At 68.3% G+C, this 25,069-nt stretch carries 27 protein-coding genes and 1 pseudogene; 19 read left to right on the top strand and 9 right to left on the bottom strand.

Annotated features, from left to right (window positions below; all coding sequences use genetic code 11):
• Position 1: 1 nt before the first annotated feature.
• The 4 genes from RMCB_RS16190 to RMCB_RS16175 are packed head-to-tail and all read left to right on the top strand — an operon-like array spanning position 2 to position 3,477.
• On the top strand, positions 2–787 hold the full coding sequence (locus RMCB_RS16190; RefSeq protein ID WP_062829586.1) for an XdhC family protein: 786 nt from the start codon (positions 2–4) through the stop codon (positions 785–787).
• A complete protein-coding gene (locus RMCB_RS16185) occupies positions 777–1,664 on the top strand; it encodes an AAA family ATPase (protein WP_062829585.1) in 888 nt (295 codons plus the stop codon). Before RMCB_RS16190 ends, RMCB_RS16185 begins: the two co-directional genes overlap by 11 nt.
• A complete protein-coding gene (locus tag RMCB_RS16180; RefSeq protein WP_062829584.1) occupies positions 1,661–2,293 on the top strand; it encodes an SRPBCC family protein in 633 nt (210 codons plus the stop codon). The genes RMCB_RS16185 and RMCB_RS16180 overlap by 4 nt, the downstream gene beginning before the upstream one ends.
• A complete protein-coding gene (locus tag RMCB_RS16175; protein ID WP_062829583.1) occupies positions 2,290–3,477 on the top strand; it encodes a vWA domain-containing protein in 1,188 nt (395 codons plus the stop codon). Before RMCB_RS16180 ends, RMCB_RS16175 begins: the two co-directional genes overlap by 4 nt.
• On the opposite strand, the gene RMCB_RS16170 is transcribed toward RMCB_RS16175, so the two are convergent.
• On the bottom strand, positions 3,474–4,121 hold the full coding sequence (locus RMCB_RS16170) for a DedA family protein (RefSeq protein WP_062829634.1): 648 nt from the start codon (positions 4,119–4,121) through the stop codon (positions 3,474–3,476). The two genes, RMCB_RS16175 and RMCB_RS16170, sit on opposite strands and share 4 nt — an antisense overlap.
• A 136-nt stretch (positions 4,122–4,257) precedes the next feature.
• Between RMCB_RS16170 and fbaA the strand changes: the two genes are divergently transcribed.
• Complete coding sequence (gene fbaA, locus RMCB_RS16165) at positions 4,258–5,295, top strand: class II fructose-bisphosphate aldolase (protein WP_029370419.1); 1,038 nt, start codon at positions 4,258–4,260, stop codon at positions 5,293–5,295.
• Here fbaA and RMCB_RS16160 read toward each other — a convergent pair.
• Entirely contained in the window at positions 5,292–6,056 is a 765-nt protein-coding gene (locus RMCB_RS16160) for an Rv0361 family membrane protein (protein WP_062829582.1), read from the bottom strand. The genes fbaA and RMCB_RS16160 overlap by 4 nt on opposite strands.
• Before the next feature lie 64 nt (positions 6,057–6,120).
• Here RMCB_RS16160 and RMCB_RS16155 point away from each other — a divergent pair, with 64 nt between their 5' ends.
• Positions 6,121–6,537 (top strand): DUF3151 domain-containing protein, encoded by a 417-nt coding sequence (locus tag RMCB_RS16155; RefSeq protein WP_029370421.1) that lies wholly within the window; start codon positions 6,121–6,123, stop codon positions 6,535–6,537.
• 25 nt (positions 6,538–6,562) lie between these two features.
• Here RMCB_RS16155 and RMCB_RS16150 read toward each other — a convergent pair whose 3' ends face one another.
• The gene (locus RMCB_RS16150) at positions 6,563–7,459 is read right to left on the bottom strand and encodes a cation diffusion facilitator family transporter (protein WP_029370422.1); all 897 of its coding nucleotides are present in this window, start codon (positions 7,457–7,459) and stop codon (positions 6,563–6,565) included.
• Positions 7,460–7,583: 124 nt separating this feature from the next.
• Between RMCB_RS16150 and RMCB_RS16145 the strand changes: the two genes are divergently transcribed.
• Entirely contained in the window at positions 7,584–8,015 is a 432-nt protein-coding gene (locus RMCB_RS16145; RefSeq protein ID WP_062829581.1) for a hypothetical protein, read from the top strand.
• Positions 8,016–8,022: 7 nt separating this feature from the next.
• On the opposite strand, the gene RMCB_RS16140 is transcribed toward RMCB_RS16145, so the two are convergent.
• Together RMCB_RS16140 and RMCB_RS16135 are read right to left on the bottom strand one after the other, a co-directional pair.
• Positions 8,023–8,802, bottom strand: coding sequence for a site-2 protease family protein (locus RMCB_RS16140; protein ID WP_029370424.1), 780 nt, complete (start codon positions 8,800–8,802; stop codon positions 8,023–8,025).
• Between the two features lie 28 nt (positions 8,803–8,830).
• A complete protein-coding gene (locus tag RMCB_RS16135) occupies positions 8,831–9,421 on the bottom strand; it encodes a hypothetical protein (protein ID WP_062829580.1) in 591 nt (196 codons plus the stop codon).
• Between the two features lie 85 nt (positions 9,422–9,506).
• Between RMCB_RS16135 and RMCB_RS16130 the strand changes: the two genes are divergently transcribed.
• The 3 genes from RMCB_RS16130 to RMCB_RS16120 are packed head-to-tail and all read left to right on the top strand — an operon-like array spanning position 9,507 to position 12,104.
• Complete coding sequence (locus RMCB_RS16130; RefSeq protein ID WP_062829579.1) at positions 9,507–10,802, top strand: adenylosuccinate synthase; 1,296 nt, start codon at positions 9,507–9,509, stop codon at positions 10,800–10,802.
• Positions 10,799–11,428: a PaaI family thioesterase gene (locus RMCB_RS16125; RefSeq protein WP_062829578.1), complete on the top strand. Its 630-nt coding sequence runs from the start codon at positions 10,799–10,801 to the stop codon at positions 11,426–11,428. The genes RMCB_RS16130 and RMCB_RS16125 overlap by 4 nt, the downstream gene beginning before the upstream one ends.
• A gap of 19 nt (positions 11,429–11,447) precedes the next feature.
• On the top strand, positions 11,448–12,104 hold the full coding sequence (locus RMCB_RS16120) for a hypothetical protein (protein ID WP_062829577.1): 657 nt from the start codon (positions 11,448–11,450) through the stop codon (positions 12,102–12,104).
• On the opposite strand, the gene RMCB_RS16115 is transcribed toward RMCB_RS16120, so the two are convergent.
• The 4 genes from RMCB_RS16115 to RMCB_RS16100 are packed head-to-tail and all read right to left on the bottom strand — an operon-like array spanning position 12,087 to position 17,096.
• On the bottom strand, positions 12,087–12,278 hold the full coding sequence (locus tag RMCB_RS16115; RefSeq protein WP_062829633.1) for a ferredoxin: 192 nt from the start codon (positions 12,276–12,278) through the stop codon (positions 12,087–12,089). The two genes, RMCB_RS16120 and RMCB_RS16115, sit on opposite strands and share 18 nt — an antisense overlap.
• 5 nt (positions 12,279–12,283) lie before the next feature.
• The gene (locus RMCB_RS16110) at positions 12,284–13,489 is read right to left on the bottom strand and encodes a cytochrome P450 (protein WP_062829576.1); all 1,206 of its coding nucleotides are present in this window, start codon (positions 13,487–13,489) and stop codon (positions 12,284–12,286) included.
• Between the two features lie 21 nt (positions 13,490–13,510).
• Positions 13,511–15,511, bottom strand: a complete 2,001-nt coding sequence (locus RMCB_RS16105) for an MMPL family transporter (RefSeq protein ID WP_062829575.1) — start codon at positions 15,509–15,511, stop codon at positions 13,511–13,513.
• On the bottom strand, positions 15,504–17,096 hold the full coding sequence (locus RMCB_RS16100; protein ID WP_062829574.1) for a Na+/H+ antiporter: 1,593 nt from the start codon (positions 17,094–17,096) through the stop codon (positions 15,504–15,506). Before RMCB_RS16100 ends, RMCB_RS16105 begins: the two co-directional genes overlap by 8 nt.
• A 42-nt stretch (positions 17,097–17,138) precedes the next feature.
• Between RMCB_RS16100 and RMCB_RS16095 the strand changes: the two genes are divergently transcribed.
• From RMCB_RS16095 to RMCB_RS16055, 9 genes and pseudogenes are all read left to right on the top strand, one after another.
• A complete protein-coding gene (locus RMCB_RS16095; protein ID WP_029370433.1) occupies positions 17,139–17,441 on the top strand; it encodes a UBP-type zinc finger domain-containing protein in 303 nt (100 codons plus the stop codon).
• Positions 17,442–17,465: 24 nt separating this feature from the next.
• Entirely contained in the window at positions 17,466–18,776 is a 1,311-nt protein-coding gene (gene purT, locus RMCB_RS16090; protein ID WP_084388504.1) for a formate-dependent phosphoribosylglycinamide formyltransferase, read from the top strand.
• A gap of 29 nt (positions 18,777–18,805) precedes the next feature.
• Positions 18,806–19,225, top strand: a complete 420-nt coding sequence (locus RMCB_RS16085; protein WP_051243900.1) for an Rv0361 family membrane protein — start codon at positions 18,806–18,808, stop codon at positions 19,223–19,225.
• A complete protein-coding gene (locus RMCB_RS16080; RefSeq protein ID WP_029370436.1) occupies positions 19,222–19,632 on the top strand; it encodes a rhodanese-like domain-containing protein in 411 nt (136 codons plus the stop codon). The genes RMCB_RS16085 and RMCB_RS16080 overlap by 4 nt, the downstream gene beginning before the upstream one ends.
• A gap of 4 nt (positions 19,633–19,636) precedes the next feature.
• The gene (locus tag RMCB_RS16075; protein ID WP_062829573.1) at positions 19,637–20,872 is read left to right on the top strand and encodes an O-succinylhomoserine sulfhydrylase; all 1,236 of its coding nucleotides are present in this window, start codon (positions 19,637–19,639) and stop codon (positions 20,870–20,872) included.
• Positions 20,873–20,875: 3 nt separating this feature from the next.
• A complete protein-coding gene (locus RMCB_RS16070; RefSeq protein ID WP_062829572.1) occupies positions 20,876–21,283 on the top strand; it encodes a hypothetical protein in 408 nt (135 codons plus the stop codon).
• A 37-nt stretch (positions 21,284–21,320) separates the two neighbouring features.
• Positions 21,321–22,250, top strand: a complete 930-nt coding sequence (locus RMCB_RS16065; RefSeq protein WP_062829571.1) for a LysR family transcriptional regulator — start codon at positions 21,321–21,323, stop codon at positions 22,248–22,250.
• Between the two features lie 105 nt (positions 22,251–22,355).
• Positions 22,356–23,747 (top strand): annotated as a pseudogene (locus RMCB_RS16060) (APC family permease); the annotation flags it as partial.
• 165 nt (positions 23,748–23,912) lie between these two features.
• On the top strand, positions 23,913–24,932 hold the full coding sequence (locus RMCB_RS16055; protein ID WP_062829570.1) for an aminotransferase class IV: 1,020 nt from the start codon (positions 23,913–23,915) through the stop codon (positions 24,930–24,932).
• Positions 24,933–25,069 lie beyond the last annotated feature (137 nt).

The raw sequence follows: 25,069 nt of genomic DNA, 5'->3' as shown, positions 1-25,069 counted from the left end.
GATGACGCTGACCGAGCGGGTCGCGCAACTGCGACAGGCCCGAACCCCGTTTGTGCACGCCACGGTGGTGCGCGCACAACCACCCGCGTCGGCCCACGCCGGTGACGAGGCGATCCTGCTGGCCGACGGCACCATCGAGGGGTTCGTCGGCGGTCAGTGTGCCCAAAACTCGGTACGCAAGGCCGCATTGGGGGCCCTGCAGGTCGGCCAGAGCGTGCTGCTGCGGGTGCTGCCGGACGGTGACGTGCATTTCCCCGAGGCGCCGGGCGCGTGCGTCGTGGTCAACCCGTGCCTGTCCGGAGGCGCGTTGGAGATCTTCCTGGCGCCCGAGGTGCCCGCACCCCTCGTGCAGATCGTCGGTGCCACACCGGTAGCCGATCGGGTGGCCGACCTGTGTGCGGTGCTCGGGTACGACGTGCGCCGCCCGGCCGGCGTCGACGACGCCGACTTCGGCGACACCACCGCGGTTGTCATCGCGAGCCTCGGCGGCCCCGAAGCCGAGATCGTCAGGGCCGCACTGGATGCCGGGGTGCGCTATGTCGGTCTGGTGGCCAGCCGGGTACGGGGCACCTCGATCCTGGACACCATGCAGCTGGCACAGGCCGAACGTGCGCGCGTCCACACCCCGGTCGGACTGTCCATCGGCGCGAAGACTCCGGCCGAGATCGCGGTGTCCATCGTGGCCGAGGTGATCCAGGGCATCCGGGTCGGTGGCCTCGCGAAACGTTCGTACGATACCCACGCCGGGCCGTCCGTCGAACACCACTGCGATGCCCATGGCCACTGAACCATTCGGCAGCGTCGCCGATGTGGTGCGACGCTTCGACGGCCACGACTACCTGCTCGGCAAGGGTACCGCGACGGCGATCTACCTGGCGGTGACCATGGGCCGGCCGCTGCTGTTGGAAGGCGAACCCGGTGTCGGTAAGACGACTGCCGCCAAAACCCTTGCCGCAGTGCTCGATACCCCGTTGATACGGCTGCAGTGCTACGAGGGGTTGACGGCCGGTGAAGCCCTCTACGACTGGAACTATCAGCGCCAGCTCTTGTCGATCCGGTTGGCGGAGGCTCACGGCGGGCAGACGGTCGGCGAATCCGACCTCTACACCGAGGCGTATCTCGTCGACCGGCCCATCCTGCAGAGTGTCCGGCACCGCGGGCCGAGCCCGCCGGTTTTGCTCGTCGACGAGATCGACCGTGCCGATGACGAATTCGAGGCTCTGCTGCTGGAATTCCTCGGCGAGGCCGCGGTCACCGTGCCCGAGCTCGGAACGTTCGTCGCCGAGCAGCCGCCGATCGTGGTGCTGACCTCCAATCGCAGCCGCGACCTGCATGACGCCCTGCGTCGGCGCTGCCTCTATCACTGGATCGAATATCCCGACCGGCTCACGGCCGTCGCGATCGTGCGGCGCACCGTACCCGGCGCGACCGATGCGCTCATCGAACGCGCGGCCCAATTCGTCGGCGCGGCACGCGGTCTCGACCTCGACAAGCCGCCGGGCATCGCCGAAACCATCGACTGGGTGGCCGCGCTGGTGGTACTGGGGGTCGGGGACCTGGTCGACCCCGCGGCGCTGGGCACGCTCGGCGCCCTGGCCAAAACCCCTGACGACAGCCGAATCCTGCACGACGCCATGCTGGAATTGAGAGGGAGCGCACTATGAAAATCGCCAACGAGTTCACGGTCAGTGTGCCGATAGAGGACGCGTGGGATCTGCTCACCGATCTCGACCAGGTGGTCCCGCTGATGCCGGGCGCACAGCTGACCGGGCAGGACGGCGAGGACGTACTGGGCAAGGTCAAGGTCAAGGTGGGTCCGGTGACCAGTGAGTTCAGTGGCAAGGTGCGCTTCGTCGAGCAGAACCGAGACGAGCATCGCGCCGTCATCGACGCCAAGGGCAAGGAAGCCCGCGGCACCGGCAACGCTGCCGCCACGGTGACCGCCCGATTGCACGACGCGGGCCAGACGACCCGGGTCACCGTCGACACCGATCTCAAGGTCGTGGGGAAGCTCGCGCAGTTCGGCAGCGGTATGTTGCAGCAGGTTTCCGAGAAGCTGTTGGGCCAGTTCGTCGAGTCGCTTGAGGCCAAGCTGGCCGCCGACCAACCTGCGGCGGCCACTGCGCCCGTCGCTTCCGCGCCGCCGGCAGCGGACCTGCAGCCCATCGACCTGCTCGACCTGGCCGGTGGCAGCGCCCTGAAGCAGTACGGTCCCCGGATCGCGGTGGCGTTCCTGGTGGCTGTCGTGGTGTTCACGATCGGGCGTGTACGGATGGCCCGCGCCCGCCGATGACGACTCCGCGCCTCCTGCGTGGGGTCGACCTCGCGGCGTTCGCGGTTGCGCTGGTCGACCGGTTGCGTGGCGCCGGAGTAGCAGTGTCGGCCGTCGGATCCGCCGGCCTGGTGCAGGCGATGCACATCCTGGCTCCCACAGACCGGTCCCAGCTGTACTGGGCGGCGCGGCTGACCCTGGTGAGCCGGGTCGACGACCTTGCGGCTTTCGATGCGGTATTCGATGTGGTGTTCGGCGACGCCGTGCTCGGCCTCGATCCGGTGAGCCTGAAACGCCCCCTGGACCCGTCGCTGACTCTCTCCGGGCGATCCACGGCCGACCCGAACGCGGCCGAGGACGGTGTCGGGCTGCCCTGGACCACACGGCCGGCCGCGTTCACCGGGGCGGCGCCCGCGCCCGAGGGTAGTGCGCTGCCTCAGCTGATGCCGAGCCGGCTCGTTGCGCACGCCGACACGCCGTTCGAACAATTCGACGCCGACGAGCTGCGTCGCATCGGAGCGTGGCTGCAGAGCGCGCAAACCCACTGGCCGCAGCGGCGCACACTGCGTCGTCAACGCCATCCGGCAGGTCAGCACGTCGATCTGCGCGCGACCATCAAGGCATCTCGCACGACCGGGTGGGAGCCGGTTCGGGTGGCTCGCACCCGTAGGCGGGCGCGGCCGCGCCGGGTGGTCCTGGTCTGCGACGTCAGCGGTTCGATGCAGCCGTACGCCACCGTCTATCTGCACCTGATGCGGGCGACGGCACTGCGCTCCGCCGGGCTGCATCCCGAAGTGTTCGCGTTCGCGACCACGCTGACGAGGCTCACCGCGGCCCTGTCGCACCGCTCGGCCGAGACCGCGCTGGCCCGAGCCAACGACAAGGTGATGGACCGCTACGGCGGCACTCGCGTGGGCCGATCGATCGCAGCCCTGCTCACGCTGCCGCACGGTAACGCCCTGCGCGGTGCTGTCGTGGTGATCGCTTCGGACGGCTGGGACGCCGACGAGCCGGACACGCTGCGCCACGCCATGAGCCGGCTACGGCGTCGCGCACATCTGGTGATCTGGCTCAACCCTCGCGCGGCCGCCCCCGGATTCGCCCCACTCGCCGGGGCGATGGCCGCGGCGCTGCCGTACTGCGATCACGTGCTCTCCGCGCACAGCCTCGTCGGGCTGCAGGAACTGTTCGACGTGCTCAGCTAGGAGGTCTCGGTGGCGTCCTTCGCCGCGCGGCGGCGCTTGAGCCATTCGAAGAACATCGGAGCGACCGAGGCCAGCACGATGACGATGAAAATGGGTTCCAGCAGCTTCTGGATGATCGTGAACTGGCCCAGCCAGTACCCCAGCAGGATCAGACCGACACCCCACACCACCGCACCCAGGACGTTGAAGGTCGTGAACACCGAATAGCGCATCTTCGCGGCGCCTGCGGTCAGCGGGGCCAGGGTCCGCACGATCGGCACGAAGCGCGCGATCACGATGGCGAACGGTCCGCGCTGCTCGAAGAACGCGTGCGCCTCGTCGAGGTAGCGCTGCTTGAGCACCTTCGCGTCGGGCTTGAACATCGACGTGCCGATGGTGCGCCCGATGAAATAGCCGACCTGCCCGCCGAGGATCGCAGCCAACGGGATGAACACCAGCAGCTGCCACAGCTGGAAGTTCGCCTGGGCGTCGATTCCCCGCGCCGCGGTCCCCGCCGCGAGCATGCCCGCCACGAACAACAGCGAGTCGCCGGGCAGGATCGGGAACAGGACTCCGGACTCGACGAACACCACGACCAGGATGCCCACCAGCGCCCACGCGCCGAAGTATCCGATGAGGTTGAGCGGATCCATGAAATTCGGCATCAGCGCCAGATTGGTCGTAACCTCTGGGATGGCGGTGGCGATCACGAGTCCCAAGGGTACCTGCGCCCTGTCACCGCCCCGCACCTGCGAGAACCTGCGCCGCAACCATCAGCCTGGGACAGGAAAGGACACTGTCATGCCCATCGCCACTCCCGAGGTCTACGCCGAGATGCTCGGCCGGGCCAAGGAGCACTCGTTCGCGTTCCCTGCGATCAACTGCGTCGGGTCGGAGAGCATCAACGCGGCAATCAAGGGTTTCGCCGACGCGGGTAGTGACGGCATCATCCAGTTCTCCACCGGCGGCGCGGAGTTCGGCTCGGGCCTCGGGGTCAAGGACATGGTCACCGGCGCGGTGGCGCTGGCCGAATTCGCCCACGTGATCGCCGACAAGTACCCGATCACGGTCGCGCTGCACACCGACCACTGCCCGAAGGACAAGCTGGACACCTATGTCCGGCCGCTGCTGGCCATCTCGGCCGAGCGGGTGGCCGCCGGGCGCAATCCGCTGTTCCAGTCGCACATGTGGGACGGCTCGGCCGTGCCGATCGACGAGAACCTGTCCATCGCCCAGGACCTGCTCAAGCTCGCGGCGACCGCGAAGATCATCCTCGAGGTGGAGATCGGCGTGGTCGGCGGCGAGGAGGACGGCGTCGAAGCCGAGATCAACGAGAAGCTCTACACCAGCCCGGAAGACTTCGAGAAGACCATCGACGCCCTGGGTGCCGGTGAGAAGGGCCGGTACCTGCTGGCGGCGACGTTCGGCAACGTGCACGGCGTGTACAAGCCCGGCAATGTGGTGCTCAAGCCCGAGGTGCTGGCCGAGGGGCAGCGGGTAGCCGCGCAGAAGCTCGGATTGTCCGGCGACGCAAAGCCTTTCGACTTCGTGTTCCACGGCGGCTCAGGTTCGCTCAAGTCGGAGATCGAGGATTCGCTGAAGTACGGCGTGGTCAAGATGAACGTCGACACCGATACGCAGTACGCCTTCACCCGCCCGATCGCCGCGCACATGTTCACCAACTACGACGGTGTGCTCAAGGTCGACGGCGAGGTCGGCAACAAGAAGACCTACGACCCGCGCAGCTACCTCAAGAAGGCCGAGGCCTCCATGACCGAGCGCGTGACCGAGGCCTGCAACGACCTGCACAGCGCCGGCCGGAGTGTGACGGCAGGCTAGCCCGTGGGGGCCTGGCAGATCTTCCACTGATCGTCGCGGAACTGCAGGTCGAAGCTGCGAGTCGACCGCGTCTGGGGCGCGTACGCCATGAAGGTGGTGACGTTGGCCTCGGCGTGGTCGTCGTGGACCACCACCTGGTCGACGCTGGACACCACGGGATACTGCTTGGCCGCGGCCACGCGGGCATGGGTTTCATCCCAGGCCTGCTGGTCGTAGTTGACGTAGTTCTCACGCGTGCTGCCGCAGGTGATGGACCGCAAGGCGGCCAGATCGCCGCTCTGGACTGCGGTGTCGAAGTTCTCGATGGTGGCCCGCACCTTGTCTTCCTGCGACGACGCTGCCGTGGAGTTTCGGGTGAGCAGCACGGTGCCCAGGATCGCGATGGCCACCAGCGCGGCGATCACCAGCAGGACCGCGATCACCCAACCCCAGCTGCGCCGGGACGGCGCCTCGGGCGCGGGCGGTGGGGGCGCGCCGTCGCGCGGCGGAATCATCTGGGGGGCCGCCGCTTTCGCCGTCGGTGGGGCGAACACCTCGGTTTCCGGGTCCGGCGGGGTGTCGATCTTCTGCGTCGAACCGTCGAAGCCCGACGGTGCGGTGAAGCGTCGCTCGTCGTGCTGCTGCGCCGCTTCTGTCATGGCGGTCGCGGAGCCGATGATCTCGGTGGTGGCCTCGGACTCGGCGTCCACCCTCATCTGCTCGGTCTGGTCGTCTGCTCGCCCCGGCCTACCGGCGTCGTCCGGCTCCGATGGATTCGACATCCCTGTTGCGGTCCTCCCGTACGTCGCTACCGGTGGAGCTTATAGGCCGGTGCACAATAGGCCCATGACGCGGATGGGTGATCTGCTAGGACCGGATCCAGTGTTGCTCCCGGGCGACCCCGATGCCGAGGACGAACTCGCCGCGGGGGAGAAGCCCGCCGTGGTGGCCGCGGCGCATCCCTCGGCGTCGATCGCGTGGGCCGTGCTGGCCGAGGAGGCGCTCGCCGACGACAAGGCCGTGACCGCGTACGCCTATGCGCGCACGGGCTACCACCGCGGGTTGGACCAGCTGCGCCGCAACGGGTGGAAGGGCTTCGGCCCGGTGCCGTTCAGCCACGAGCCCAATCAGGGATTCCTGCGGTGCGTCGCGGCGCTGGCCCGCGCCGCCGACGACATCGGCGAGACCGACGAGTTCCAGCGCTGCCTGGACCTGCTCGACGACTGCGATCCGTCGGCCCGCGCCGAGCTCGGCCTGGGCTGACTGACCGGCCGTCGCGTCTGGGTGGTCACCACGTCGATTCGCACGGGCAGTCCCCGCTCGCGCCTGGCGCCTCCACCTGCACCGTGGCGTGCTCCAGGCCGCGGGCGGTGAGCACCGCGCGGGCGCCGTCGAGCACGGTTGCCGCGTCGGCGGTGCTGGTCAGGTGTGCGGTGACCATGTCCTTGCCGGGCACCAGCGTCCACACGTGCAGATCGTGCACGCCGGTGACGCCGGCCACCCCGCCGAGCGCGCTGCGCAGCTCGTCGACATCGATGTGGCGCGGCGAGGACTCGCTCAGGATGCGCAAGGCGGCACGGGCCAGGGAGATGGCGCGGGGCAGCACCCACAGCGCCACCAGCACCGCGACCACCACGTCGGCGTAGGGCCATCCGGTGGTGACCGTGACGATGCCGGCGATCAGCACCCCGATGCTGCCGACGGTGTCGGCGACCACTTCCATGTACGCACCCTTGACCGCAAGGCTGGTTTCGGAGTGCGAGCGCAGCATCAGCACCACGGCCGCGTTGGCCAGCAGTCCGACCAGTGCCACGACGATCATCGGCACACCGGGAATCTCGGGTGCGTCGCCGAGCCGCTCGAACGCCTCGTAGAGGATGAATCCCGCGACGCCGAGCAGCAGTACGGCGTTGGCGACGGCGGTGAACACCTCGGCGCGGTGCCAGCCGTACGTGCGGGCCGGCGATGAGCTGCCCTTGCGGGCCAGCAGCACCGCGGTCAGGCCCATGAACATCGCGACCAGGTCGGTCAGCATGTGTCCGGCATCGGCGAGCAGCGCGATGGAGTTGATGGTCAGCGCGGTGACCAGTTCGACGACGAAGAAGATCGACAGGATGGCGGCAGCCATGACCATCCGGCTGACGCGCGTGTCCGTCGAATGGCTGTGATCGTGGCCTGCACCCATGGACGCAATATATGCGCATACTCGCATATGTCGCAAGTGTCACGTTCGCCACGGTCCGGCGAGCGTGTCACCTTCGCCGCGTTTTCGGAATTGCGCAGCGAGCCCACCCGTTGTCCCGTTCGAGATGACTTACGACAACGCCTTCGATGGATCCCCGCTGGCCCGGCTGGCCGCGTGGGTGTTTGCCTGGCACTACGACCAGCAGCTTGTCGACGGCGCGATCATCGAGCCGGGGAGCCCCTTGGCCATGCACGTCCAGCGGCTGACCTCCGACCGGTACCGCCACGAACTCGCACAAACCCTGGATCTGGCGGTGCAGCGAGCAGAAGCCGACCCGGTGTTCTACACGGCGCGGATCCCGACGCACAGGGGCGCGGTGATGTCGGCCGTCGACCAGATCGAGGAGATCCGGCAGCGGCTGGAAGGCCCGCGGCCGGTGCGCGCGCACGGGGTGGCCCGGCTGCGGATACTGCTGGCCGACGGCGTGGGTCCGTTCTACGTGCCGGGACGCCGAGGGCTGGCCGACGCGCTGCGAGCGGTGCTCGCCGACCTCTAGGGACCGGCTACATCCACGCTGACCAGAACCGCGTCAGCTGCCCGCCGATCTGCATCAGGAACCTGGGCACGCCGGACAGCTCGCAGGCCCAGTAGACCAGGCCGAAGAACCACCGGTTGAGGGTCGGCGTGATGAGCAGGATCAGCAGGATGAAGAAACTCCACTGCTTGGCCGGCTCGAGGGCGCGCTGCGTCTCGGGGCTCAGGTGGGGTTCCAGCGCGTTGTAGCCGTCCAGCCCCGGAATCGGCAGGATATTCAGCACGAGCGCGGTGACCTGCAAAAAGCCCAGGAAGGCCACGCCGGACCAGAACACGCCGTGCGCCGGGTCGTAGAACACCCTCGTGGCCACGAGCAGCAGCACCGCGAGCACCAGGTTGGCCGCCGGGCCGGCGAGGCTCACGATGGTCCGCTGGCGGGCCGTCATCCACGACGTCCGCACGTATACCGCCCCGCCGGGGAACCCGATGCCGCCGAGCGCGATGAACAGCACCGGCAAACCCAGCGACAGCATGGGGTGCGAATACTTCAGCGGGTTGAGGGTCAGGTAACCGCGCACCGCCACGTCGTGGTCGCCGAACCGCCACGCCGTGAAGGCGTGCCCGAATTCATGCAGGCACAGCGACACCAGCCAACCCGCCACCACCAGCACGAACACACCCGCGTAGGACAGCGGCCGCACGGTGTCGCCGGCCAGCCACGCGGCCACGCCGCCCGCGGCGGTGATGGCGACGACAGCCAGGAAGACCGGGCTCGGGCGCACCGATTGATGCAGCGGACGGATGTTCACGATTCGACGCTACCGGTTGCTGCGCTGCTCAGCCGACCCGCAGCCAGCCCTCGGTGTGCCGGTAGAACGTCGACCGGCGCACCTTGCGTGGGACGGCCACGCCGTCGCGCTCGACCCGGGCGCCTGTGGTGCCGAGCTGGGCGGCCCGCCCGGTTATCCACGCGCGGGGTCGCCCGCGTTCGCTGAGCACGGCGGCACGCAGGCCCGGCATCGAGAGCGTGGGTTCCACCCGCACACCCGGGACATCGCCGTCGAACAGCAGATGATCGTCGACCACCGCCTCGCCGTGCAGTGGCCCACCGTCGACGCCGCGCCACTGGGCAGCCGACACGATGACCGCCCCGGTCTCGTCGCGGATCAGCGGCACGCGGCGGGCCGGGGCGCCGAGCGCACGACGCGCGGAGAGGTAGCCGGTGGCATGGGCAACCTCGACGTCGAGCCGGTCGGCCCGCAGCAACGCGGTCAGCACGGCGGCCAATTCGGCTGCCCCACCTGCGACGACGACCCGGCGCTGGGTGGCGACACCGTCGAGCTCGACGGTCGGCAGGCCGCGCAGCGGCCTCGGCACGGCGCTGCCGAAGACCGCGACACCAGGCGCGTCGGGCGTCTGGTTGGGCAAAATGTGTGCTCCTCGCGTGCGCTGGGATAAGGTGACCTACCGGCTGCGCCAGTTCAAGACGCGGAGATAGGCGGGAGATTACGCCATGCCGGCAATCGTGCTCATCGGTGCCCAGTGGGGCGACGAGGGCAAAGGTAAAGCCACCGATCTACTCGGTGGCCGGGTGCAATGGGTCGTTCGCTACCAGGGCGGCAACAACGCCGGACACACGGTCGTGTTGCCCACCGGGGAGAACTTCGCCCTGCACCTGATCCCCTCGGGCATTCTCACGCCCGGTGTCACCAACGTCATCGGCAACGGTGTGGTCGTCGACCCCGGTGTGCTGCTGACCGAGCTCAGCGGCCTCGAAGAGCGAGGCGTGGACACCTCGGGACTGCTGATCTCCGCCGATGCGCATCTGCTGATGCCGTACCACGTCGCCATGGACAAGGTGGTCGAGCGGTACGCCGGCACCAAGAAGATCGGCACCACCGGCCGCGGCATCGGGCCGTGCTACCAGGACAAGATCGCCCGCATCGGCATCCGCGTCTCCGACGTGCTCGACGAGCAGTTGCTCAGCGAAAAGATCGGGGCCGCACTGGAATTCAAGAACCAGGTGCTGGTCAAGATCTACAACCGCAAGGCGCTGGACCCGGCCGAGGTGGTTGCGAACCTGCTCACCCAGGCCGAGGGATTCAAGCATCGGATCGCCGATTCCCGGTTGCTGCTCAACAAGGCCCTGGAAAATGGCGAGACCGTGCTGCTCGAAGGGTCACAGGGCACCCTGCTCGACGTCGACCACGGCACCTACCCGTTTGTCACCTCGTCGAACCCGACGGCCGGCGGCGCATCGGTCGGATCGGGCATCGGCCCCACCCGCATCACCACGGTGCTGGGCATTCTCAAGGCATACACAACCCGTGTCGGTTCGGGGCCGTTCCCGACCGAACTGTTCGACGAGCACGGGGCCTACCTGGCCAAGACCGGCGGCGAGGTCGGTGTCACCACGGGGCGGCCGCGCCGCTGCGGCTGGTTCGACGCGGTGATCGCGCGGTACGCCACCCGGGTCAACGGCATCACCGACTACTTCCTGACCAAGCTCGATGTGCTGTCGAGCCTGGAGACCGTGCCGGTCTGCGTCGGGTACATGGTCGACGGCAAGCGCACCGACGAGATGCCGATGACACAGTCCGACATCCACCGTGCCGAACCGATCTACGAGGAACTGCCCGGTTGGTGGGAGGACATCTCCGGCGCCCGCGAGTTCAGCGACCTGCCCGCCAAGGCGCAGGACTACGTGCTTCGCCTCGAAGAGCTTGCCGGCGCGCACATTTCGTGCATCGGTGTGGGCCCGGGTCGGGACCAGACCATCGTGCGGCGCGACATCCTGGCTGTGACGTGACGGACGGGCAACGCGAGTCCGTATTCGAACAGCACGGTGGTTTCCCGGTTTTCGAGGCCGCCGACCCCGGGCCGGGTTTCGGCCGGTTCGTGACAGCGATGCGCCGTGCCCAGGACCTTGCGGTATCGGCGAACCCCGACGCCGACGTCTGGGACGCGGCCGCCGACCGCATCGAGGAACTCGTCAAACTGCTCGCCCCGTACGAGGCGCCCGAGGGAGTCGGCCCGGCCAACCGCGTGCCGTCACTGCCCGGCGCGGGCAGCCTGCTGATGCCGCCTTGGACCGTCGCCAAGTTCGATCCCGACGGTGTCGAAGTGCAGGTGGATTTCAGCCGTTACTACGTGGGCGGCAACTACGCCGTGCACGGCGGGGTGCTGCCGCTGTTGTTCGACTCGGTGTTCGGCATGGTCATCCACGCCGCCGGTCGGCCCATCAGCCGCACCGCATTCCTGCATGTGGACTACCGCAAGGTGACGCCCATCGACACGCTCCTGACCGCCCGCGGCTGGGTCCGGGAAGCCGAGGGGCGCAAAGCGTTCGTCAACGCCGAATTGCGTGACCCGGACGGGAATCTGCTCGCCGAGGCGCACGGGCTCATGGTCAGATTGTTGCCCGGGCAGCCCTGAGCCGTGCGAACATGACGCGGTGGCTCAACAGCATCTGCGCCGACTCTCCACGCCCCGCGCGGCAGCACTCGCCGGCGTCCTGTTCGCCCTGCTGTGTGGCACGGCGCTGGTCCTGATCCGCATCGCGCTGCCGGAAGGCGCCGAGCCGGGGTCACAGTGGCTGGTCACCGGCAGCACCAATCTTCAAGTGGCAGCGACGATCATGCCGTTCGCAGGCATCAGCTTCCTGTGGTTCATGGGTGTGATGCGCGACGGTCTCGGCCGCTACGAGGACAAGTTCTTCTCGACGGTCTTCGTCGGCAGCGGCACGCTGTTCCTGGCCATGCTCTTCGTGGCCGCCGGTGTGGGTGCCGGCCTGGAACACAGTGGGGGCGCGATGGATCCGAGCGTGGCGACCTTCGGCCAGTTCGTCCTCCTGACCATCTCGAAGACCTACGCACTGCGGATGGCCGCGGTCTTCATGATCTCGCTGGCCACCATCTGGCTCAAGACGGGCCTCATGCCGCACTGGCTGGTGATCACCAGCTACGTGCTGGCCGTGGGGCTTCTGGTGGCCGGCGACGTGTCCATGTGGTTGACGCTGGCATTCCCGGCGTGGGTGCTGGTGGTGAGTGTGCTGGTGCTCATCCGGGCCGGTGTGATCGAGCTGCCGGGGGAGTCAGTCCACGAGGCGTAGCGCGCCGGCGGGGCACAGTTTGACGGCTTCGCGGGCATGGTCGAGTTCGGCGTCGGGAACCTCCTCCACGAGGGGCTGAACCACACCGTCGTCGTCTTGGTCGAATACCGCCCCGGCGACCATCACACAGTTGCCCGATGCGATACAGGCGTCCCGGTCCGCTTCAATCCTCATGGCGCTCACCACGTTACCGCGAGCGATCGCAGGCCGTAGATGAAGTGGAACGACCGGTACTGCACCTCGTCGAACGGTTCGGCGAGGGCCAGGCCGGGAAAGCGCCGCAGCAGGGCGGGAAACGCGATCCGCATCTCCATGCGGGCCAGTGGAGCGCCGAGGCAGTGGTGCACGCCGTGGCCGAAGGCCAGGTGTCCGGGCGCGCCGCGGCGGATGTCGAGAGTATCTGGGGAGTCGATGAACTCGGGATCCCGATTGCTCGACGGCAACGACGCGAACACCAGCTCGCCTGCCGGTATCTGGACTCCGGCGATCTCGACATCGGTGGTGGTGATGCGCGGGATCGCGTTCTGCACGATCGACAGCCAGCGCAGCAGCTCCTCGACCGCCGGGCCGACGGCCGCCGGATCGTCGCGCACCGCGGCGAGCTGGTCGGGGTGACGCAGCAGCGCAAGTACGCCCAGCCCCAACATGTTCGACGTCGTCTCGTGCCCGGCGAGCAGCAGCAACCCGGCGATCCCGATCAGCTCGTCATCGCTGAGCTCGTCGCCGTGTTGGCGCACCAGCATGCCGAGAATGTCCTCGCCCGGATCGCGGCGCGCGTTCTCGACCAGGCGGCGCATGTACTCGCGGCCCTCGCGCTGCAATGCGAGGCGTTCGGGGATCGGTGCGGACAGGTCGAGCTGTCGGGTGGAGCGGCGCTGGAAATCGTCGCGGTCCGCGTAGGGGACACCGAGCAGCTCGCAGATCACCAATGACGGTATGGGCAGGGCGAACTCGGCCACCAGATCGGCAGGCGGCCCCGCGGCCGCCATGGCGTCCAGTTGCGCCTCGACGATCTCGACGACCCGTGGCTCCAGCCGGTTCATCCGCCGGATGGTGAACTCCGCGGTGAGCATGCGGCGCAGTCGTTGATGCTCGGGCGGGTCGAGCCCCAGCAGGTTGCCCGCCCGGGCGCTGGCCTGCTCGTCGGCGGTCATCTCCGGAGCACCCGGCAACGCGAAGCCCGGCGGTCTGCTGTTGGAGAACCGCTCGTGATCGGCCAGCACCATCTTGACGTCGTCGTGACGAGTGACCAGGTGCACCGACATGCCCAGAGCGTTGACGACGGTGCGCACGCCGTCGGTCTCCCGGACCTCCCGCAGATAGGGTGTCGGGTCGAAGGCGTTGCGCCGCATGTGCAGTGGCGGCAGGACCTCGGGCGCAGTCATGAATTCGACGGTACGCCGCCCTCACGTGCGCAGCCCAGGCCACCAGATCCGCGGGCCGATCAGCGTGAACAGCGCCGGGACGATCACCGTGCGGACGACGAACGTGTCCAGCAGGATTCCGAGGCCGACGATGATGCCCAGCTGCGTCAAGACGATCAGCGGCAGGACACCGAGCACGCAGAACACCGCCGCCAGCACGATGCCTGCGCTGGTGATGACGGCGCCGGTGGCCGACACCGCGCGCACGATGCCCTGCCGGGTGCCGTACTGCGGCGTCTCCTCCCGCGCCCGGGTCACCAGGAAGATCGTGTAGTCGACGCCGAGTGCCACGAGGAAGAGGAACGCGAACAGCGGGGTGCTGTTGTCCAGCGCCGGGAAGCCGAAGACGTGCACGCTGGCCCAGCCGCCGAGCCCCAGCGCGGCCAATGCGCTGAGCACCGTGACGGCGACGAGCACCAGCGGCGCGAGCGCCGACCGCAGCAGCAGGTACAGCACGGCGAGCACTACGGCCAGGATCGCCGGAATCACCACGAGCCGGTCGCGTTGCGCGGCAGCGGCGGCGTCCCCGGCTTGTGCGTCCGAACCGCCCACCACCGCGGTGTCGTCCACCGCGTGCACCGAGTTGCGCAGTGCATCAACGGTTTTGAAGGAATCTTCCGATGCGGGGGCGGCCCGCAGGATCACCGACCACTGGCTCAGCCCGGCAGGCGACTCTCCGGCCGGGGTGGCGCTGACGACGCCCGGGGTTTCGGTGATGGCCCGCTGGACGGCGTCGGCCTTGGCGGTCGCGGCGATGACCCGGGTCGGATCGGTGAGGCCGCTGGGGAAGTGGGCGGCCAGCGTCTCGTACCCGGTGACCGATTCGGCCCGGACCCGGAACTGCTCGGTCTGGGACAACCCGATCGGTGTGCTCAGCAGCCCGACGCACAGCAGCGCCAGCCCCGCGGTGGCCACCACCACGACCCGGCCGGGCCGCTTGGCCACCGCGTCGGCGATCCGGTGCCAGATACCGCTGTCGGTGACGGCCGTGGCGCCGGGCTTCGGGATGAACGGCCAGAACAGCCGGGTGCCGCACAGCGCCAGCAGCGGCGGCAGCACCACGAGCACGAAGATGGCGGCGACCACCAGGCCCGCGGCGGCCTGAACGCCGAGGCTGCGGTTGCTCGGCGCCGACGCGAGCAGCAGGGTGAGCAGCGCCAGCACCACAGTGGCGTTGCTGGCCATGATCGCCGGGCTCGCGGCCCGGACCGACACCCGCAGTGCCTCGCGGTGGTCGGTGTGCGTGTTGAGCTCTTCGCGGTACCGCGAAATCAGCAGCAGCGCATAGTTGGTGCCTGCACCGAACACCAGCACGCTGGTGATCCCGCCGGTCGACCCGTCGGGGTGCAGGCCGAGGCCGGACGCGACGGCGGTGCCGAGCACGCCACCGACTCGGTCGGCGAACGCGATCACCAGCAGCGGCACCAACCACAGCACGGGCGAGCGGTAGGTGACGATCAGCAGCAGGGCCACCACCGTCGCGGTCACGGCCAGCAGCGTGATGTTCGCTCCGGCAAAGGAATTCGCGATGTCGGCGCCGAATGCCGGTCCGCCGGTGATTTGTGCGTGCAGCCCCGGCGGCAGGCCTGCCCCGGCCTTGTCCCGCAGCTCGCGCACAGCGTCGTTGAGCGCAAAGCCCGACAGGCCCGCGTCCAACGGGACCGTCGCCACTGCCGCTTTGCCGTCGTCGGAGACAAGGACCGGTGGACCCGGGGCATCCGTCATACGCCGGCGCGCCAACGCAGTCGCATCGATGTCCTCGGCGCCGAGCTCGGCTCCGTCGGTGCGGGTCACCACAAGGATGGCAGGAACCTCTCGGCCGCCCGGGAATTGGGCCCGCAGCGCGTCGGCCCGCGCGGATTCGGCGTTCTCGGGAACGGCGACCGGTGACGCCGACCCCGACTGGTCCCCGCTGAGCAGGCCCAGCAGCGCGCCGGAGACCAACACGACCAGCACCGCAAGCCAGGACAGTCTCCTAATCACGGTTCAGCGTCGCTTCTTCCAGGTCAAGGCCGCGCAGCACGGTACGGAGCACCTCGTCGTCGATATGACCGGCATCGCGCTCGGCGATGAACGTCTTACGTTCGGCGGCAAGCATTTCCAGCCGCAACCGGCGGAAAGCCGAGGTGGGGCTCTCCCCGATGTCGGCATCGTCGCGGCCGAGCCGTTCCCAGGCGGCGTTGCGGCGCCGGGTGTTCCACGCCCGCAGGATCTCAGCCGCCCGTTCCGGCACATCGGTGCCCGCAGGCTGTTCGGCCAGCAGCTCGTCGAGCCGGTCGGCCGCGGCCCTGGCCGCCCGGTCCTGGGCCGCCGCGGTGGCGATGGCGTCGGCATGCGCCTCGTTGCCCTGCACCCCGAGCATCTTGATGAACCACGGCAGGGTCAGCCCGTGCAGCAGCAGGGTTCCCACCACCACGACGAAGGTCAGGAACACCAGCTGCGGCCGGCCCGGGAACGGCGCGCCGGACAGCGTCGTGGCGGGCACGCCGAAGGCCGCGGCCAGCGAGACCACGCCGCGCATGCCCGCCCACGCCAGGATGAACACCTGGCCGGGCGGCGGGGCAGGCTCGCGGGCCCGCACCTTCGCCGAGAACAGCCGGGGCAGATACGCGAAGCAGTACACCCAGATGATCCGCACCACGATCACCGCGGTGAGCACGGCCGCCGAGGAGATCGCCAGGGTGGCCGCCGAGATGCCCGTCAACTCGCCGATCACCTTGGGCAACTGCAGCCCGATCAGGAAGAACGCGAAGGACTCCAGCACCAGCTGCAGCGCCTTCCACACCGCGCTGTCCTGCAGGCGGGTCGCGTAGCTTGCCTCGGTTTCGCGCTGTCCGAGCAGTAGTGCCGCCACCACAACCGCGATCACGCCGGAACCGTGCACCTCTTCGGCGACCAGATAGATCGTGAACGGCGCCACGAGCCCGATCGCGCTTTCCACGAGCGGATCGTCGAGCCGAGTGCGGATGTAGTGCACGACCATGCCCAGGGCGACGCCCACCACGATGCCGCCGACCGCGGCCAGGGCGAACGTGCCGAGGCCGCGCTGCCAGGTGGCTGCCGCGCCGATCGATGCGGCGAGCGCCACCTTGTACGCGGTCAGGGCGGTCGCGTCGTTGAGCAGGCTCTCCCCGCCGAGCAGCGTCATGATGCGGCGCGGCAACCCGAGCCTGCGGCCGATGGCGGTCGCCGACACCGCGTCGGGCGGCGCCACGATCGCGCCGAGGGTCAGTGCGGCGGGGATGGTCAGTTCGGGCACGGTGTGGAATGCGACGATCCCGACGACCAGCGTCGTGGCGAGCGGTAGGCCGACCGCCAGCAGCCCGATGGTCCGGATGTTCTTGCGCATCGCCACGTAGCTGCTCTCCAGCCCGGCGGACCACAGCAGCGGCGGCAGGATGACGTACAACACCAGCTGGGGGTCGAGGTGGACGTCGTGGAGAACGGGGATCGCACTTGCGGCCAGCCCGGCCACCACGAGCGCCAACGGCGCCGAAACGTCGCAGCGGCGGGCAACCGCGGCCAGCAGCACCGAGACCACCAGAGCTGCCAAGAGTGGGACACCCACGTCGTCGATCCTCCTTCGCGTCCGGTCCTATCCTTGATCAACATGTTGAGGAGATCACGCCGGCGCGAACCGATCGCGGTGCCCAAGACCTGTGAGCACCTCGCCGCCGCCGTGGACGAGCCTGAACCGATTACCCCCGGGCGGTGTCAGGAATGCGCGCAGGACGGCGAGAACAACTGGGCCCACCTGCGGATGTGCATGACGTGCGGGCACGTCGGCTGCTGTGACTCCAGCCCGCACCAGCACGCCACCGCGCACTTCAAGCAGACGGGCCATGCCGTCATGCGGTCGGCGGAACCGGGCGAGAGCTGGCGTTGGTGCTACATCGACCATCGTGTCGGATGACGATCTGGCAGTCTTGGTGGCGCGATGAGTGACTCGACTGACGCAGCCCTCGAAGAGGCCGGCGAGAAGACCGAAGAAGCCGAAGCGGCGCAGGAACCTTCTGCGTCGGAAGCGGTGGAGCCCGAGACCCCGGCGGAGGTAGAGCCGACGGCACAAGCCGAGCCCGAGGGCACCCCGGCGGAACCTGAGCCGGAGGAACCCGCGCCGCCCACGCCACGGCAGACCACCGCGCTCATGCTGGGCGCCGGTGAATCCAGCCGTGAGCTGGCGCTGGCGTGCGAGCGGCTGGGCGTTGCCGTCATCGCGGTGGACCGAGGAGACGACCCGGAAGAACTCGCCGCGCTGGTCGAACGTGAGCGTCCGCACTACGTGGTGACCGAGTCCGGGTCGGTCGCGGCGGACGCCTTGATCGCGGTGGCCGAACAAGGCGACACCGAGGTGCTGCCGACGCCGCGCAGCATCCGGCTCAGCCAGGACCGGGAGGGTCTGCGCCGGCTGGCTTCCGACGAGCTCGGGTTGCCGACCGTGCCGTTCTGGTTTGCCGGGTCGGTCGACGAGCTGACGGCTGTCGCCGAACATGCCGGATACCCGCTGCTGGTCAAGCCGGTCGCGGGTTCACTGGACGACGGCCAGTCGGTGTTGCTGCGGCCCGATGACATCGAGCCGGCGTGGGAGCGTGCGACCTCTGCGGGTGGGATCATGCGGGTGCTCGCCGAGTCGGTGGTCGAGGTCGAACACGCGGTCACCCTGCTCGTCATCCGCACCACCGGCCCCACCGGACCGGGCGTGCATTTCTGTGAACCCATCGGCCACCGCGCCGACGACGCCGACGTCTTGGAGGTGTGGCAGCCGCAGCAGCTCGCGCCTGCCGCGATGGACGGCGCGAAGTCCATCGCCGCGCGCATCGTCAACTCGCTGGGCGGGCGCGGCGTCTTCGCCGTCGAGCTGCTGGTGCAGGGTGACGACGTGTACTTCGCCGATGTCCGGGTCGGCCCGGGGGACAGCGGCCTGGTCACCGTGCGTTCGCAGCGGCTGTCCCAGTACGAGTTGCACGCCAGGGCGATCCTCGGTTTGGCGGTCGACACCATCATGATCTCGCCGGCCGCCGCCGAGGTCAGCTACGGCACGGCCGAGCCCGCCGACCCGAGCAACGTCACCGCGGTGCTCGCCGACGCGTTGGCCACCTCGGAAAGCGACGTGCGGCTGTTCGGCCGCGGCGACGAGTCCGACGGCAAGCAGCGGCTCGGGGTGGCTCTGGCGACCGCGCCGGATGTCATCGTCGCGCGCGACCGGGCCCGACGGGTGGGCACTGCCCTGCGCAAGCTCTTCTCGTGACGGCCGACGAGCCGGTCGACCGGCCCACCATGGCGCCGTTTCTCGGGGCGTTGGCCATCATTGTGCTCGTCGTGATCGCCATTGTGGTGTCCAATCTGCTGTCCAGCGGCGACGGCCTGTCCGAGGAGCAGCGGGTGGGGCGCGCCGCGGTCGGGCAGAACGACGCCATGCAGCGCGAGAACTGGAGCGCGTTCGGTGACTACACCTGTCGTGACCAACGTGGCACCGAAGCTGATTTCCTTGCCCGGCAACGTGATTCGGTGAGCAAGCAAGGCGCCCGGTTCGTCGACGACGTGACGGGCGTGCGCATCGACGGTGACCGGGCCACCGCGACCGTGGTGTATCACTTCGACAAGACGCCCGACACCAAGCTCAACGCCGAGACGGCCTTCGTGCGCGAGGACGGCGCATGGCGCGTCTGCGGTGGTGTGAAAGACTCACGGCCGTGAGCTATGCAGGTGACATCACGCCGCAGGAGGCTTGGAAACTGCTGAGTGAGGACCCGCGCGCCGTGCTGGTGGATTGTCGGACCGATGCCGAGTGGCGCTTCGTCGGCGTTCCGGATCTGAGCCAGCTGGGCCGCGACGTGGTCTACATCGAGTGGAACCGCACCGACGGCAGCCACAACGATGCGTTCGTCGAGGATCTGCGGGGGAAGGTCGAATCCGGTGACCGCCCCGTGGTCTTCCTGTGTCGCTCCGGCAACCGCTCGATCGGTGCCGCCGAGGCGGCGACCGCTGCCGGCTACCACCCCTCCTACAACGTGCTCGACGGCTTCGAGGGCAACCTCGACGAGAACCGCCACCGCGGCGGTACCGGCTGGAAGGCCGTCGGTTTGCCCTGGAAGCAGAGTTGAGGACATGACTGACAACCCTTCTGTGCCCTCTGTGTCCTCTGTCCCATCAGTGCGGATCCCCGCACCGCTGCCCGACGGCGTCAGCCAGGCCACCATCGGGGTGCGCGGCGGCCTGCTCCGGTCGGAGTTCGAAGAGACGGCCGAGGGCCTGTTCCTCACATCCGGATACGTCTACGAGAACGCGGCGGCCGCCGAAAAGGCGTTCACCGGCGAGATCGACCGCTTCGTGTACTCGCGATACGGCAACCCGACCATCTCGATGTTCGAGGAGCGGCTGCGGCTGATCGAAGACGCTCCGGCGTGCTTCGCCACCGCCACCGGGATGGCCGCGGTGTTCACGGCGCTCGGCGCGCTGTTGGGCGCGGGTGACCGCCTGGTGGCCGCCCGCAGCCTGTTCGGCTCGTGCTTCGTGGTGTGCAACGAGATCCTGCCCCGGTGGGGTGTGGAGACGGTGTTCGTCGACGGCGACGATCTCTCCCAGTGGGAGGAGGCGTTGTCGGTGCCGACGCAGGCGGTGTTCTTCGAGACGCCGTCCAACCCGATGCAGTCGCTCGTCGATATCGCCGCGGTCTGCGAACTGGCCCATGCCGCCGGAGCAAAGGTGGTGCTGGACAACGTCTTTGCCACCCCGCTGCTGCAGCAGGGCCTGCCGCTGGGCGCCGACGTCGTGGTGTACTCGGGCACCAAGCACATCGACGGCCAGGGCCGCGTGCTCGGTGGGGCCATCCTCGGCGACAAGGAGTACATCGACGGCCCGGTGCAGAAGCTCATGCGTCACACGGGCCCGGCGATCAGTGCGTTCAACGCCTGGACGTTGCTCAAAGGCCTTGAGACTCTTGCTGTTCGGGTGGACTACTCAAACCGGTCGGCGCTTCGGGTCGCGGAGTTCCTGGAGGGCAAGCCGGGTGTCAACTGGGTGAAATACCCGTTCCTGGAGTCACATCCGCAATACGACCTGGCCAAGCGGCAGATGCGGGGCGGCGGCACGGTCGTCACCTTCGAACTCGACGGCGGCAAGGAGCGGGCCTTCGAGGTGCTCGACAAGCTGCGCGTCATCGACATCTCCAACAACCTGGGCGATGCGAAGACCCTCATCACCCACCCCGCCACGACGACTCACCGGGCCATGGGGCCCGAGGGGCGCGCGGCGATCGGGCTCGGTGACGGCGTGGTGCGCATCTCCGTCGGGCTGGAAGGCACCGAGGATCTGATCGCCGATCTCGACCAGGCCCTGGGCTGAGGCGTGTCCCGCGGCTCCGATGCGAAGAAGGCCCGTCGCAAGAAGCGGCAGGCCACCCAGAACTCGCGCTGGGTGCCTCAGGAGGTCGTCGAACAACTGTCGGCCATCCAGGACGCCGTCGTTGCCGATCTGGCCGAATTCGATGAGCGAATCACCGAGCGCGGCTGGACTTTTGACGAGGAAACCTCCGGTGACGAGGTCGCCGCGTGGTTCTACGAACCGTCTGGCGCGCAGGTCGACGACGGCCTGCCGGTCACCTCGCTGTGGCTCGACGCGGCCGAGGACGGCGCGGTGGTGCGAGTGGTGTTCGTCGGCCACACCGACAGTCACGAGTTCGGGCACGACGAGTTCGTCGAGCACCTCGACGCCATCGAGGCCTACCGCGTCGGCGACCCGGTCCCCGACTTCTAGGGCCGAGCAGGGTGGTTCGGCGGGATAGCCTTGCCGCATGACCGACGTCACCCTGCGTCAACTGCGGTACTTCGCGGTGCTGGGTGAAGAGCTCAACTACCGGCGCGCGGCTGAGCGGCTGTTCATCACCCAGCCCGCGTTGTCGACGGCCATCAAACAGTTGGAGCAGGCGTTCGGGGTGGTGCTGCTCAACCGCAACACCCGCGAGGTCGCGCTGACCGATCTCGGCGCGGCCTGGCTTCCGCAGGTGCAGCAGGCCCTGGCCGGTGTCGACGCGGTGGTGGCCAACCTCGTGACGCTCTCGGGTACCCGCCAGGGCCGGTTGCGGGTCGGGTATCTCATCGGCACCGGCGCCGACCTGCTGTTCCGGATCGTCCGGCACTTCGAGGCCGCCTATCCCGACGTCCGCGTCGAACCCATCGAATTCGACTTCGCCGACCCGACCGCGGGGCTGGCGTCGGGGACCACCGATGTGGCGCTCATCCGGCCGCCGGTGGATCTGCCGGAGCACCGCATGCTGATCCTCGACTCCGAGACCTGGGTGGCGTGCCTGCCGCGCGATCATCGGCTGGCCGACCGCACCGAGGTCGCAATCGCCGAGCTGCTCGACGATCCCATCGTGTGCGCGCCGGTCACGGCGGGTACCTGGCGGGACTATTGGCTGGCGATGGACGCCCGGGGCAACCGTCCGCCGACCATCGCGGCGGTGGCGGCGACGTACGAGGCGGAGACGACGTCGATCGCGCGCGGGTTGGGCATCAGCTTCACCACGTCGTCGGTGGCGCGGTTCTACGATCGGCCCGGCATCGTCTACGTGCCCATCGTCGATCGGCCGGCCAGCCATGTCGCGCTGGCGTGGCACCCCGCCGCGATCACGCCGCAGGCCGACGCACTGATCCGGCATGTGCAGCAGGAATGGAATTTCGGCGAGGGCGAAGAAGTGGCCGTACCCGCCACGCAGCACTGATAACGCACGGTTATCACTCCATCAAAAGATGGAACTTCCGGTTGCCGACCGGTGGCGATTTCCTTACATCAGTCGTTCACTTGCCTTACCTGACCTGGAGTGATCATGACCGACGCACTGGCTTCATCCACTCATTCACCCAACCCTGACCTGCCGCTGGACGCTGAGGACGCCAAGCTGGCTGAGTTGGGCTACACCCAGAAGCTGGACCGGTCGGTCGGCAAGCTGGCTTCGTTCGCCATCGGATTCGCCACCATCAGCGCCACCACCGCGGTGTTCACCGGCTTCGGTGCCGGCTACTTCACGGCGGGCGGACCGTTCGTGTGGACCCTGCTGCTGGCCGGCGCGGTGTTCGCCCTGTGGGCGTTGATCGCCGCCGACCTGACCGCGAAGCTGCCGCTGGCGGGCTACTCGTATCAGTGGATCAGCCGGATCAACGGACCCGACCTGGCCTGGTTCACCGGGTTCGTCGCGCTGATGGGCTGGGTCTGCGGCATGACCGGTGTCGGCTTCATCCTGTCGGGCTATCTCGGTGGACTGTTCGGCTGGACCATGAGCCAGAGCGCCCAGATCCTGCTCGCCATCGGCGTCGTCTTCGTCTGCGTCCTGATCAACATCTACGGTGTCCGCTTCGCGACCATGGTGAACAACATCGGCGTCAGCCTCGAACTCGTCATCACGGTCGGCGCCACCCTGCTGGTCGCGATCATCGCGTTCTCGGCGCCCGAACATCATCAGCCCATCTCGGTGCTGTTCACCGGCGGTGAGTCCGGCGATAAGGACTCCTACGTGCTGGCGTGGCTAGCGGCTGCGCTCGGACCGTTCTTCGGGTTGATCGGCGTGGAGTCCGGTGCCGATGTCGCCGAGGAGACCCGCAATGCCCGCCAGGTCGTGCCAAGGACGATGTTCTACGCGCTGGTGACCTCCATCGTCATCGAACTGCTGATGTACATCGTGTATGTGCTGGCGATCCGCGACGCCGGTGCGGTCGAGGCCAACCAGGCCGCGCCGATCGAGGAGATCATCAACCAGCAGGCCGGCCCGGTCGTCACGAAAATCGTTGTCGCCGTGGCTCTGACGAACATCCTGGCCTGCCTGCTGGCCAACATCCTGGTCGCCACCCGGCTCACCTACTCGATGGCCCGCGACAACATGCTGCCGTTCTCGCACATCTGGCGCCACGTCTCGCCGACCCGCAAGACGCCGACCTACGCGGTGATCGGGCTGGGCTGCCTGTCTGCGCTGCTGTTGTTGTCCGCCTTGGTCAATGAAGAGGCGTTCAACTACATCATCGGCATCGCGTCACTGCTGTTCTTCTTCGTCTACATCCTGCAGACCATCGGCCTGCTGGTCGGCTACCGGCGCGGCACCATCCCCGCCGCCGAACCCGGCACATTCGATCTCGGTCGGTTCCGGTTGCCGCTCTACATCACCGCCCTGGTGGTCTTCCTGTCCGTCGCCGTCACCCTGCTCTTCCTGCCCCAATTCACCAACAACAAATGGGTTTTCCTGGGCGTCGCCGCCATCGCGGCCGCCTGGTGGGCCACCGGGCTCAAGGCGCGGCTGCGCCGCGGCGATGCCGGTGCCGACTACGTCAAGACCCACGCCGTGTGATCCCCGCGCCTGCTTCGTATCTACCGCCAATCCCCGAAAGGACCTGTCATGACCACACTCAGCGATGCCGGCACCAGCAACCTGGTCGCCGTCGAACCCGGTGCGATCCGTGAGGACACCCCGGCGGGCTCGGTGATCCAGTACAGCGACTACGAACTCGATGAGTCGAGCCCCTTCGCGGGCGGCGCCGCGTGGATCGAGGGTGAGTTCATCCCCGCCGAGGACGCCAAGATCTCGATCTTCGACACCGGGTTCGGCCATTCCGACCTGACCTACACCGTCGCACATGTCTGGCACGGCAACATCTTCCGGCTCGGCGACCATCTCGACCGGCTGCTCGACGGTGCCCGCAAGCTGCGCCTGGACCCCGGTTACTCCAAGGACGAACTCGCCGAGATCACCAAGAAGTGTGTGTCGCTGTCGCAGCTGCGGGAGTCGTTCGTCAACCTGACGGTCACTCGCGGATACGGAAAACGCAAGGGCGAGAAGGACTTGACCAAGCTCACCCACCAGGTCTACATCTACGCCATCCCCTACCTGTGGGCCTTCCCGCCTGCCGAGCAGATCTTCGGCACCACGGCCGTCGTGCCGCGGCATGTGCGCCGGGCCGGGCGCAACACCGTCGACCCGACCATCAAGAACTACCAGTGGGGTGATCTCACCGCGGCCAGCTTCGAGGCCAAGGACCGCGGCGCCCGCACCGCCATCCTGATGGACGCCGACAACTGCGTGGCCGAGGGGCCGGGCTTCAACGTCGTCATCGTCAAGGACGGCAAGCTGGCCTCCCCGTCACGAAATGCCTTGCCGGGCATCACTCGTAAGACGGTGTTCGAGATCGCCGAGCAGATGGGCGTCGAGGCCACGCTGCGGGACGTGACCAGCCACGAGCTCTACGAGGCCGACGAACTCATGGCCGTCACCACCGCGGGCGGCGTCACACCGATCAACACCCTCGACGGCGAGCCCATCGGCACCGGCGAGCCCGGCCCGCTGACCGTGGCGATCCGAGATCGCTTCTGGGCCTTGATGGATGAGCCCTCACCCCTGATCGAGGCCATCACCTACTAGCGCGAGCAGACGCGGAGGTACCCGGACACGCTGCGGGTTCACGTGGTCGTCGCAATGCTCTCGATGTGAGAGGTTGCGGTGGTCGTGTCGTTTTCCGAGGATTGTGTTCGGTTTGGTGATCGGCTAGCAAAGCTGGT

This window comes from Mycolicibacterium brisbanense (assembly GCF_001570425.1).
Taxonomy (GTDB): Bacteria; Actinomycetota; Actinomycetes; order Mycobacteriales; family Mycobacteriaceae; genus Mycobacterium; species Mycobacterium brisbanense.
This window is presented reverse-complemented; position numbering and strand designations above follow the sequence as displayed.

Bases quoted from the DNA above. Each gene is read 5' to 3' on its own strand.
- RMCB_RS16190 (WP_062829586.1), top strand. From the start codon at position 2: ATGACGCTGACCGAGCGGGTCGCGCAACTGCGACAGGCCCGAACCCCG.
- RMCB_RS16185 (WP_062829585.1), top strand. From the start codon at position 777: ATGGCCACTGAACCATTCGGCAGCGTCGCCGATGTGGTGCGACGCTTC.
- RMCB_RS16180 (WP_062829584.1), top strand. From the start codon at position 1,661: ATGAAAATCGCCAACGAGTTCACGGTCAGTGTGCCGATAGAGGACGCG.
- RMCB_RS16175 (WP_062829583.1), top strand. From the start codon at position 2,290: ATGACGACTCCGCGCCTCCTGCGTGGGGTCGACCTCGCGGCGTTCGCG.
- RMCB_RS16170 (WP_062829634.1), bottom strand. From the start codon at position 4,121: ATGCCGAATTTCATGGATCCGCTCAACCTCATCGGATACTTCGGCGCG.
- fbaA (WP_029370419.1), top strand. From the start codon at position 4,258: ATGCCCATCGCCACTCCCGAGGTCTACGCCGAGATGCTCGGCCGGGCC.
- RMCB_RS16160 (WP_062829582.1), bottom strand. From the start codon at position 6,056: ATGTCGAATCCATCGGAGCCGGACGACGCCGGTAGGCCGGGGCGAGCA.
- RMCB_RS16155 (WP_029370421.1), top strand. From the start codon at position 6,121: ATGACGCGGATGGGTGATCTGCTAGGACCGGATCCAGTGTTGCTCCCG.
- RMCB_RS16150 (WP_029370422.1), bottom strand. From the start codon at position 7,459: ATGGGTGCAGGCCACGATCACAGCCATTCGACGGACACGCGCGTCAGC.
- RMCB_RS16145 (WP_062829581.1), top strand. From the start codon at position 7,584: ATGACTTACGACAACGCCTTCGATGGATCCCCGCTGGCCCGGCTGGCC.
- RMCB_RS16130 (WP_062829579.1), top strand. From the start codon at position 9,507: ATGCCGGCAATCGTGCTCATCGGTGCCCAGTGGGGCGACGAGGGCAAA.
- RMCB_RS16115 (WP_062829633.1), bottom strand. From the start codon at position 12,278: ATGAGGATTGAAGCGGACCGGGACGCCTGTATCGCATCGGGCAACTGT.
- RMCB_RS16110 (WP_062829576.1), bottom strand. From the start codon at position 13,489: ATGACTGCGCCCGAGGTCCTGCCGCCACTGCACATGCGGCGCAACGCC.
- RMCB_RS16095 (WP_029370433.1), top strand. From the start codon at position 17,139: ATGTTGAGGAGATCACGCCGGCGCGAACCGATCGCGGTGCCCAAGACC.
- purT (WP_084388504.1), top strand. From the start codon at position 17,466: ATGAGTGACTCGACTGACGCAGCCCTCGAAGAGGCCGGCGAGAAGACC.
- RMCB_RS16085 (WP_051243900.1), top strand. From the start codon at position 18,806: ATGGCGCCGTTTCTCGGGGCGTTGGCCATCATTGTGCTCGTCGTGATC.
- RMCB_RS16075 (WP_062829573.1), top strand. From the start codon at position 19,637: ATGACTGACAACCCTTCTGTGCCCTCTGTGTCCTCTGTCCCATCAGTG.
- RMCB_RS16065 (WP_062829571.1), top strand. From the start codon at position 21,321: ATGACCGACGTCACCCTGCGTCAACTGCGGTACTTCGCGGTGCTGGGT.
- RMCB_RS16055 (WP_062829570.1), top strand. From the start codon at position 23,913: ATGACCACACTCAGCGATGCCGGCACCAGCAACCTGGTCGCCGTCGAA.